Origin of the sequence: Paenibacillus sp. EKM206P (assembly GCF_011066155.1) — a bacterium.
Taxonomy (GTDB): Bacteria; Bacillota; Bacilli; order Paenibacillales; family Paenibacillaceae; genus Paenibacillus; species Paenibacillus polymyxa_D.
On the sequence record NZ_JAAMNQ010000021.1, the window covers coordinates 19,234 to 29,872 of the forward strand.

At 45.7% G+C, this 10,639-nt stretch carries 8 protein-coding genes; 1 reads left to right on the forward strand and 7 read right to left on the reverse strand.

Translation table 11 applies throughout. The annotated features are described in order from the left end of the window. Positions 1–7: 7 nt before the first annotated feature. The 6 genes from rhaB to G9G53_RS24990 form a co-directional block, all read right to left on the reverse strand. The gene (rhaB, locus tag G9G53_RS24965; RefSeq protein WP_029518450.1) at positions 8–1,483 is read right to left on the reverse strand and encodes a rhamnulokinase; all 1,476 of its coding nucleotides are present in this window, start codon (positions 1,481–1,483) and stop codon (positions 8–10) included. Continuing rightward, on the reverse strand, positions 1,480–2,700 hold the full coding sequence (gene rhaI / locus G9G53_RS24970; RefSeq protein WP_029518451.1) for an L-rhamnose isomerase: 1,221 nt from the start codon (positions 2,698–2,700) through the stop codon (positions 1,480–1,482). The genes rhaB and rhaI overlap by 4 nt, the downstream gene beginning before the upstream one ends. Before the next feature lie 242 nt (positions 2,701–2,942). Continuing rightward, complete coding sequence (locus tag G9G53_RS24975) at positions 2,943–5,012, reverse strand: bifunctional aldolase/short-chain dehydrogenase (RefSeq protein WP_165150820.1); 2,070 nt, start codon at positions 5,010–5,012, stop codon at positions 2,943–2,945. A 289-nt stretch (positions 5,013–5,301) separates the two neighbouring features. Continuing rightward, the gene (locus tag G9G53_RS24980) at positions 5,302–5,943 is read right to left on the reverse strand and encodes an acetyltransferase (protein ID WP_039275128.1); all 642 of its coding nucleotides are present in this window, start codon (positions 5,941–5,943) and stop codon (positions 5,302–5,304) included. After that, positions 5,940–7,079, reverse strand: coding sequence for a DegT/DnrJ/EryC1/StrS family aminotransferase (locus tag G9G53_RS24985; RefSeq protein ID WP_029518454.1), 1,140 nt, complete (start codon positions 7,077–7,079; stop codon positions 5,940–5,942). The genes G9G53_RS24980 and G9G53_RS24985 overlap by 4 nt, the downstream gene beginning before the upstream one ends. A 34-nt stretch (positions 7,080–7,113) precedes the next feature. Then, positions 7,114–7,980 (reverse strand): glycosyltransferase family 2 protein, encoded by an 867-nt coding sequence (locus tag G9G53_RS24990; RefSeq protein WP_069012379.1) that lies wholly within the window; start codon positions 7,978–7,980, stop codon positions 7,114–7,116. 236 nt (positions 7,981–8,216) lie between these two features. Here G9G53_RS24990 and G9G53_RS24995 point away from each other — a divergent pair, with 236 nt between their 5' ends. Beyond that, the gene (locus tag G9G53_RS24995; RefSeq protein ID WP_069012380.1) at positions 8,217–9,746 is read left to right on the forward strand and encodes a glycosyltransferase; all 1,530 of its coding nucleotides are present in this window, start codon (positions 8,217–8,219) and stop codon (positions 9,744–9,746) included. 130 nt (positions 9,747–9,876) lie between these two features. On the opposite strand, the gene G9G53_RS25000 is transcribed toward G9G53_RS24995, so the two are convergent. After that, the coding region (locus G9G53_RS25000) for a hypothetical protein (RefSeq protein ID WP_238796294.1) at positions 9,877–10,639 on the reverse strand (763 nt) is incomplete at its 5' end.

The window sequence follows — 10,639 nt, forward strand, 5'->3', positions numbered from 1 at the left end:
CACATCTTTAATGTACAAAAAGTCCCGCTACCCGCCGGAATTGCCCATAGGCATCCTCCCACGCTTCTGATTCGGCAGGCTCATATTCCTCCACGGAAATAGAATTCGCGATGACCCAGCGGGCTTCCCATATATCGGCGAACTTTCCCTGTGTCATCCATTGTACCGCAAGATTGCCGATTGCGCTCGCTTCTGCAGGTCCCGCCCACACTGGTTTTTGAATCGAATTGGCCGTCCATTGGCACAACAAGCGATTTTGAATCCCTCCTCCGACCATATGTAAACCATTAAACCGTTGTCCTGACACCTGTTCTGTAAGCTCCAAAATGTAACGGTACTTTAACGCCAGACTCTCCAAAATACAACGCGTGATTTCTCCCGGCGTCTCGGGCAATGGCTGTCGGGTATTGCGGCAATATTGGCGAATTCGTGTTCTCATATCCCCGGCGTGCAGAAATAGTTCATCGTCCGGATCAATCAAAGAAGTGAATGCTGGAGCCTGTTCTGCCATATGAACCAGTTCAGGGAAGGAATAGGAGTACCCCTGCCGTTCCCACTCCCTACGCGCCTCCTGTAAAATCCATAAGCCCATGATGTTTTTAAGCAGCCTGTAAGTTCGACTGACCCCACCTTCGTTCGTAAAATTAAAACGAAGCGTATCGTCATTGATTACAGGCTGTGCCGTTTCCGTTCCCATCAGGGACCATGTTCCACAGCTCAAGTACGCAAACGAGCGCTCCAGCGCAGGCACGGCAGCCACAGCAGATCCCGTATCGTGCTCTGCTACTGCAATCACAGGAATCGCTCCAATGCCCAAATCGTTCATAACCGACGAGCGGATCGTTCCTGCAACATTTCCTGGCTCCAGCACCTCACCAAACCAGGAATGAGGAATGTTGATTCCAGACAAAAGCTCATCATCCCATTTTTGCTGCAACGGATTATATAATTGCGTGCTGGTCACATTGGAAAACTCATTGTACATTTCACCTGTCAGAAAATACCGTAGCAGATCTGGAATCATCAAGAAATGCTTTGCCTGCTCCAGCAACGGTGAACTCGCATTTCGCATAGCAGCCAGCTGATAAATGGTATTAAACGTCAAAAACTGAATGCCTGTGCGCTGGAAAATAAACTCTTTTCCCAGCCGTTCCTGTACTTCTTCCATTACCCCATGGGTGTGCCAATCCCGATAATGATAAGGGTTGCCCAGCAATTCTCCAGTTTCTCCGATCAGTCCAAAATCGACCGCCCAGGAGTCAATCGCTAGACTGGATGGATTCACTCCCCTATGCTTGGCTTTGATCAATCCTTGCTGAACCTCGTGATACAGACGCAACAGATCCCAGTGCAGATGTTCCCCAACCTTGACCGGATCATTCGAAAAGCGATGGATTTCCTCCACCACTATACGTGAATCCGTCAATTCTCCGAGTAGAACCCTGCCACTGCTTGCCCCCAAATCATAAGCGAGGATACTCACCAGCTTGCACCACCCTTGCCTCTTTGCAAAATCTGCGTGCCATACTCAGACGCTAAGTAAGCTTTCATCGGGTCTGCTGGTAAGCCTTGCTCTTCACGGATCGCTCTGAGCAATGGTGCCACATCAAACTCAAACGCTTGTCGCACAGCATCCTCTGCACCCAGCACATTCTGGCGGCTCGATGCTTCCTCCACTTCTGCATGATTAATTAGGAGCGCTTTCGCATATTGAGTCTGCACATTCAGCACCGAACGAATCATCGCCGGAATTTTTTGCTCAATATTGTGCGACTGATCGATCAAATAAGCAATTTTGTCCACCGTATGCCGAATATCTTTATCCACATCCTGAGCCGCATTTAAAATTTGATAAAAAATCAAGAACAGTTCATACGGATTCGCGGAGCCCACGATCAGATCATCATCCGCATATTTGTAGCTATTAAAATGAAAACCACCTAATCGCTTCTCATCAATTAGAAACGCCACAATATGCTCCACGTTGGCTCCCGGCAGATGATGCCCAGTATCCACCAGCACCTGTGCCTGCGGCCCCAGCTTGGTTGCGTAATTATACGCCATGCCCCAATCGGCAATATCCGTATGATAAAAGGCTGGCTCGAACGCCTTGTATTCAATCAGCATGCGCATGTCAGATGTGAGCGCCTTATACATTTCACTGAGCGCTTCCAGCATCCAATTTTTCCGTTTGCGAATGTCCCCCTGACCGGGATAATTCGTTCCGTCTGCGAACCATAAGCTAAAGTCGTTCGTGCCCGTTTCCTTCGCAATATCTACGCATTCTAGCAAATGGTTGATGGCCTTGCGGCGGATGGCCGGGTCTACATTGGTGACACTGCCGAGCATGTAGTCCTCGTCTTGAAACAGATTAGGATTCACGGCCCCAATCCGCAGACCGAGGCTTTCCGCATGACTGCGAAGCTTGCCGTAATTGTCTACTTTATCCCACGGAATGTGAATGGCAACGGATGGACATAAGCCTGTCACGGCATGAACCTGCGCCGCATCCTCTAACTTTTCGAACGGATCACGCGGCACGCCCGTTTTCTGAAAGACTTTAAATCGTGTACCTGAGTCGCCATATCCCCAGGATGGTGTTTCTATGCTAAGCGCTTTCAGCTTTGCCTTTACTCGCTCCAGGTCAATGCCTCGTTGTTGCTGTTGTTCCTCGAATAAGGCGTACGCTTTGTCACTCATCATGGTTCCTCCTTGGAAAAATGAAGTGAGTTATGGGAGATCGCTTCGCGTGCGGATTGTTCTTCCGATCGCTCCGCTGCTGACCACCCATAAAGTCACTTCTATTTTTAAAGTGTTAGTGTGTGTATAACATGTGGCTTGGATTAGTGAAATAGATTAGTACATTAAATTAGTTCGTTATAATCCTAAGTGTTGAGCCGTTGAAATGAGTCTATCGCTTACCCAGGTTCATTTTAATTCGGCTAGCGTGTAAAGGCAGCGGGGACGCCGCCGTCGATGGTCAGCATACAACCTGTCGTTTTCTCTGCCTTGGATGAGGCGAAAAAGGCAATGCCCTCAGCGATATCCTGCGGGTAAATATTGACCAGCAGCGTCGTCCGTATGCGATAATGCTCCTCCAGCTGGTCGGGCTCAATGCCGTAGGCAGTGGCGCGTTCATTACGCCAGTTGGAGTTCCAGATTGCCGAGCCTTGCAGAATGGCATCCGGCAAAATGGTGTTCACACGGATACCATATTCACCACCTTCTGCGGCAATACAACGGGCTAAGTGCGCTTCCAGCGCCTTGACCGAGCTGTAGGCCGTTACATTTTTACCTGCGTAGACCGAGTTTTTGGAGCCGACGAACACCATGCTGCCGCCAAGTGTCTGCTCCTTCATGAGCTTGAACGCTTCTCGTGCAACCAGAAAATAACCCGTTCCCAGCACATTCACATTTAAATTCCATTCCTTTAACGATGTTTCATCGAACGGACTGGATGTAGCAAGGCCTGCATTGTTGACGATGATATCTACACCGCCATAGGTCAATGCCGTTTCTGCATAGGCAGCCTGAATTTGCTCCTCCTGCGTCACATCCATTTTTACGGCAATGGCACAGTTTTCTCCGTAGCTACTATTGATCTCTGCGGCTACCTTTTGCGCGCCTTCCAGATTCAGGTCTGCCAGTACGACATGTGCGCCTTCATCCACCAAACGACGTGCGGTTGCACTGCCAATTCCGCCTGCACCACCTGTAATGAACGCAATTTTACGGGAAAATTCAACTTCTGCTGGCGCGAGTGACAGCTTATAAAGCTCCAGCGGCCAATATTCCACGTTATATGACTCGTTCTCACTGAGTGAAACAAACTCTCCTAACGTCGTTGCCCCTTGCATGACAGCGATAGCCCGATGGTACAGAGCACCGCTTACCTGCGCATTGCTCCAGCTTTTACCTGTGTTGATCATACCAACACCCGGAACCAAAATTACACGTGGCGCAGCCTCAAACATAACATCTCCCTCATGCCGATTGCGCTCGAAATAAGCTTGATACTGCTCCTTATAGGCTGCTATACCCTCGGCAAGCTTAACTTTCAAGCCCTCTACATCCTCCACATCCGGTGTCCAATCTACATAGAGTGGCTTCATCTTGGTATGGACCAGATGATCCGGGCACGCAGCCCCGACCTGGGATAAAGCAGCAGAATCCCGGCCGTTCACAAACTCCAACACATCTTCCGCGTCATCAAAGGTTAAAATCATCTTTTTCTCATCACTGACCGCTCCCCGAATCGACGGCATAACTTGAGATGCAATGCTACGGCGCTCTTCATAAGTAAGCGCTTTATATTTTGTTCCTCCAAACGCCTGCTTTTCCTCTTGACGAGCTTTAATATAGCTTTCTGCTTCTCGGATGATATCGATCGTTTTGGCATAAGCCGCTTCGGATGTGTCTCCCCACGTAACCAGACCATGTTTTTCCATCAATACCAATTCAGCTTGTGGATGATCGAGTACACCTTGGGCAATCATTTTCGACAGCTTAAATCCAGGACGGATATAAGGCACCCATACAAAACGGTCACCGAAAATTTCCTTAGCGATTTCCTTACCGTTGTGCGCACAGCACAAGCTAATAATCGCGTCCGGGTGCGTATGATCGACATGTCTAAAAGGCAGAAAAGCATGTAATAGCGTCTCAATTGAAGCCCGTGGATGCTTGGCATCTATCATACAGTTCGCCAAATATGCGACCATATCCTCGTCAGACATATCTTCTCTTTCAAATAAAGGACGAATATCCTCCTTACGAAGTCCTGTGAAGTTATGCGTTTTCATTGTTGCGAGATCGGAACCGCTGCCCTTGACGTACATCACTTCTACTTCACGCCCGCGAAAATCTGGTATCGTCGTTTTGGCCGAAGTATTACCGCCTCCCCAATTGCACACACTCCTCTCTGTACCAATCAGGTTAGAACGGTATACGAGCTGTTCCAGCATGCTTTTCTGCTCAGACGCTTGTGAAGAAATCCACAGACTTTGTACCATAGGAAAAAGACCTCCAAGTTTAGTTTTAGTTTTGAAAGGCTTTATTACAGTGGTTATTCTTTGTTTATGGAGACTATAACACCTTTGTTTTAATTTGAAAATAAGTAATACAAAAATAATCAAAAATAAATTTTAATTTTCATCCATCTGTAATCTGTGTACATTAATCAAAAGCCGCGCCGGGATCAGGTTATGAGAACCTTTTCCGGCACGGCCTTTTGGTAGGTAAATCACTTCATTGCCAAGCATATTACTACAAATCGAATACGTCCGTCCAAAGAAAGACTACTCAGGGAATATCAAGTCGTTTTTTAACGACTGCTGGTACCCCTGCAGCCATGGTAAAGCTGGGTATATCATCTTTAACAAAGGCACCTCCACCTATCATAGACCAACAACCAATGTGACATCTCTCCCGTACCGAGACACCGACGCCGATATAGGCCCCCTCATCTATGGTTACGTTACCTGCCAAATTCACACCAGGGGCTATGGTTATATAATCGCCAATAACCGCATCATGACTCACGTTAACACTCCGATTGATAATCACATGCTGTCCGATCTTAATATTGTCCGACAGGACAGCCCCTTCAAAGATCATACTTCCCTCTCCAATGGTGTTTCTTCGAGACAAACGAACACGCGGATGTATTAGCGGGGCTGCGATACGAAATCCCGATTGAATTGTATGATAAGCGAATCGTTTCTTTAATGCTGGGTCACCCACTCCCGCACATATCAGTTCCACCTCATATTTTAACGCTTTAATGTCGGTCAACGTCCCCAGTACAGGAACCCCATTTACGATCTGCCCTTTCGTCTCAGGCCGTTCGTCTAAGAATCCTATCACTCGAACTCCTAACTCTTCACATAACCAGTTAATTTCCCTGGCATGTCCGCCCGATCCCCAAATCACGAGTTTCCTCATCTGGCTGTCTCTCTTCCCAAGCTTCTTAGAACATTTACAATTCTTCGAACGATAATCTCATCCAGTTCCTCCCACAAGGGCAGGCTGACAATATGTTTGGTAATATGCTCGGTAACATGAAGAGTAGACCGGGGATAACTTTGGAACTGCTTCTGCTGATGGCACGCCGGAGAAAAATAGGTTCTGGCTTCTATTGAATTAGAGGCTAATAACTTAACGACCTCTTGATTCGTGTGTGAATCCGGACTAAGAATAGGGATAAATTGATGGACAACCGATCCTTGGGTTTTTTGTACAGACCATCCTCGTTCTAATAAGTCTGCTTGGAGCAGTTCTTGAAGATAATATTCGTAGATCGTCCTTCTATTCTCCCGTACAGTTTTGAAGTGATCGAGAGTAGCTAAAGCGATAGCAGCGGTATACTCGGATATCTTACTGTTAAGACCTTGGGTGACAGACTCCCTGCTGCTGGAGAAACCGAAATTCCCCGCCTGACGAATTCGCTTAATGAGATCCTGGTCCAAACTGTATACCAATCCACCCTCTCCGATACCAAAAGATTTGGTGGCATGAAAGCTGAATACTACGGCCCCTCCAAAGCCTTTACCAAAATGGGTGGCTTCCTCGGGAGATATAGTCCCAAAACTGGCAGCAGCATCAATGACTACCGGAATTCCTTGCTCCTGCAGCTTATTGTATACAGACAAATCAATGGCTGTACCGAAAGTGGCATAAGGAACGATTACCGCAATCTCATCTCCCAGCAGCTTGACTGCCTGCTCTAACTGCTCCCTATTCATTTGCCAATTCTCCGGTTCAATGTCAAGGAAATAGGGTTCTAACCCGCACCACTCAGCAGCAAGTGGGGTGGCAGCAAAAGTAAAACTTGGCATAACTGCATATTTGCCCTGTGGTCGCTTGCTGTGAGCGATAGCCAAAATCAAGCCGATGGTAGCGTTACTAACAGTCACAGCCGAACCGATTCCATTAAACACTTGCGCAATGACCCGCTCTTCAAACAGGTTATTTAAGGGGCCATAATTGGAGTAAATTCGCGTCTCTTCTATTTTCTCAAAATTAGCAATAAATCGTTCCTTTTTTACTAAACTAGGTCGTAAGAAGGGAATTTCAAACATAAGCCAAGCCTCCTTTGCACATGGGATGAGCAAGTTAGGATTCCAATGTTTTTAATATCATTTCAATTCGCTTGATATCTGCAACAAATTGTGGACGGCCTTTTATACGTTCATGATAAGAATGAAGTGCAGTTTTAAACAAATCGTTGGTATCAAGAAATCCATCATCTCTCGAGGCAATCATAATATCTAACCATTCCGTGAACGCATTTTGACCAAGCGTTTGATTATTTTGATTGGGATGTATTCGAAAATAGCTTAGCGCTTCAGGAATATAAACTGCTTTTCCTTTGGATAGTAAGTTCAACCAGGAAGCTAAATCATTAAGAAGAGAATACTGTTTCCCTTTATAAACTCCAAACCGTTCGATAAGATCTGTTTTTTTGAAAAACACTGTTGTAGGTTCACCAATCACATTTAAACAACGAGTTAATGCAACGTTTGCCAACATTCTTCCGTCCATTATCCTTGTTTCTTCGTATAACTTTTCCGTTGCATAGAGCGGTGGGAGAATAGCCCCTAATTCATTCATGGTTTGCCGATACGAGGTAACCAGTGTGATCTTTTCAAAATTTTCAAAAAAATAGAGCATCCTTGCTATTTTTTCTTTATGAAACATATCGTCATCCATCAAGTAATTGATATATTCACCTGATGCCAAATCAAAACATTTATGCCAATTTCCAAGAAAAAGATTTTTATCATTTTTATAATATTTAACTTGGGGAAAAGAATCTAAATAAGAATCAATCATTTCTTGTACTTCATTCGTTGTACTGTCATCACAGATAATAATTTCGATGTTCGGGTAAGTTTGTTCCAATACACTGTCGATGGCGATTTTTAGTGTATGCGGCCGGTTATATGCAGGTATAACTACACTTACTAATGGGCATTCCACACTTACTCCACCTTTCTTTAATGCTTCGGTGTTTACGACGGAGGTTTCAAACGGTTTATTCGCTATGTTCATATGGGCTGGTATTTTTCTCACATCCCCGAACACATACACATACATATATACTACTGGGAAATAAAATGATGCCAGGAAAATGGTTGTTTCAATAAAAACAATAGCTTACGTCTGAACGGCACCTCCCTCTCGTTGATGTTCGAAACTGGTAAAGGGGAATGATCATGTCATTGAATTTCACTCCGCTACTGACAACTCATTTATTTGTATCGAAGAAGGTTTTAAAGGATCATGTAAAAGAATTGATAGATAGATTGGAAGAAAATAACATTACAATAAACTTGTATGAGGCTGATCAGCCACTTATAGACAATAGCCTCCAAAAACCTCGGGTTTACGTCTCGATCGGAGAAGAGTGGGGAGAATTTTCAGCACTAAAAGCATTGCCTGGTCACGAAAAAAAACGCTGGTTACACTTCCAATCACCTGACGAAATTCAACCTATGCATTTATTTTTCTGCTGGCTTAAGGCAACAGATCCTCTTCCGGAGAATAGAACGATTCCTCCTACACATTTTTCTTCAAACACACCTTTAATATCCGTCTTTACTGCCAGCTACAGATCAAAGGAAAAAATTCAACGACCTTATCAATCTTTATTGAAGCAGACCTACAAGAACTGGGAATGGGTAATCGTGGATGATTCCGGTGATGAAGATGAAACGTACAAGGAGTATTTACTCCCTTTAGAGGATCACCGTGTGCGGAGATATCGCCAGGATTCCCGCAATGGTTATATAGGGGCTATCAAAAGGTTTGCAGCAGGTCTATGTACAGGGGAAATTTTGGTAGAAGTCGATCATGATGATGAGCTAACTCCTGACTGCCTGGAGAAAATCGTCAAAGCATTTCAACAAAACCCTGACTGTGGCTTTGTTTATGGGGATTGTGCTGAAGTGTATGCAGGGAGCAATCATGCACATTGGTATGGCTGGGATTGTGGCTTTGGCTACAGTGTTCATTATCGAGTCTGGCTGCATGAAATGAACAGATGGCAAAATGTACAAAAACATACGACCATTAATGGCAAAACCATTCGACATTTGGTCGGTTTACCCAATCATCCCCGTGCGTGGACAAGGGACTGTTATCATCTGATCGGGGGACATCGCAATGAACTACTGGTTGCAGATGATTACGATATGCTGGTCCGGACGTTTCTTTGCACTAAATTTGCAAACATCCCCGATTTGATATATATCCAATATCGTAACGAACATGGGAATAACACTACATTCCTAAGAAATAAGCAGATTCAGGTTCTTGTAGGGGAACTAAATAGATGCTATTTTCAAAGGATACAAATGAGACTGAAAGAACTCGATTTACCACAGCAATTGCCTTATCGTCGTATATGGGAGACTTCTACGGATGATCCTGCCCGGAAATCTGCTCACGTTATTCAAGAAGATACTTCTAAATTCTCGATATTGTTCCCTATCCCCCATTCCTGTCCTGAAATAGAGCACACCCAATTAATTAAAACGCTCCAAAAGGGCATTGAAAACAACTTTAGGGAGATCGAAATTGTGGTTGTAGGTCGAATTCCATCAGAAATCGAAACCTATGCCTCCAAAGCTCCCAGGGGAGCCATACGATGGTGGCCTATGGAGCCAAATGATTCATTAGAAACTTGTATTCAATATGGAAAATTTATTGCGTCCTGCAAAGAGAAAGTGGTTGTGTTGCCGTAAATTACAACAAGGCTGATTAGAATATTAGCCAACAATTATTTTCCAATACCTTTGTCGAAGTCTCTCTGAATCATTTCCATGAGACTTCGACAAAGGTTTTTTTTGTTACAGCAGGACTGCAAACATGAACTTAAGACAAAAAAAGAACCCAAAAGTTATAAATAACTTTTGAGTCCTCTAAATATACCTTGACCTTAAGCTGGTCCTTGGTCACCTTGCGGTCCTTGAACACCCTGAGGGCCTTGGTCGCCTTGCAGTCCTTGAACACCCTGAGGGCCTTGATCGCCTTGGACTCCTTGAGGTCCTTGGTCGCCTTGGACGCCTTGAACTCCCTGAGGGCCTTGATCGCCTTGGACTCCTTGAGGTCCTTGGTCTCCTTGTACGCCTTGAACTCCCTGAGGGCCTTGATCGCCTTGGACTCCTTGAGGTCCCTGATCGCCTTGGACTCCTTGAGGGCCTTGGTCTCCTTGTACGCCCTGAACACCCTGAGGTCCTTGGTCTCCTTGAACTCCTTGAGGTCCTTGGTCACCTTGGACTCCTTGAGGTCCTTGATCACCTTGAACTCCCTGTGGTCCTTGGTCACCTTGAACTCCCTGAGGTCCTTGGTCGCCTTGCACGCCTTGAACTCCTTGAGGTCCTTGGTCGCCTTGTACGCCCTGAACACCCTGAGGTCCTTGATCGCCTTGGACTCCTTGAGGTCCTTGAACTCCTTGAGGTCCTTGGTCGCCTTGGTCGCCTTGAACTCCTTGAGGTCCTTGGTCACCTTGTACGCCCTGAACACCCTGAGGTCCTTGGTCACCTTGTACGCCCTGAGGTCCTTGGTCGCCTTGAACTCCTTGAACACCCTGTGGTCCTTGGTCGCCTTGAACACCTTGAACTCCTTGAGGTCCTTG

Bases quoted from the DNA above. Each gene is read 5' to 3' on its own strand.
- G9G53_RS24980 (WP_039275128.1), bottom strand. From the start codon at position 5,943: ATGAGGAAACTCGTGATTTGGGGATCGGGCGGACATGCCAGGGAAATT.
- G9G53_RS24985 (WP_029518454.1), bottom strand. From the start codon at position 7,079: ATGTTTGAAATTCCCTTCTTACGACCTAGTTTAGTAAAAAAGGAACGA.
- rhaI (WP_029518451.1), bottom strand. From the start codon at position 2,700: ATGAGTGACAAAGCGTACGCCTTATTCGAGGAACAACAGCAACAACGA.
- G9G53_RS24975 (WP_165150820.1), bottom strand. From the start codon at position 5,012: ATGGTACAAAGTCTGTGGATTTCTTCACAAGCGTCTGAGCAGAAAAGC.
- G9G53_RS24995 (WP_069012380.1), top strand. From the start codon at position 8,217: ATGTCATTGAATTTCACTCCGCTACTGACAACTCATTTATTTGTATCG.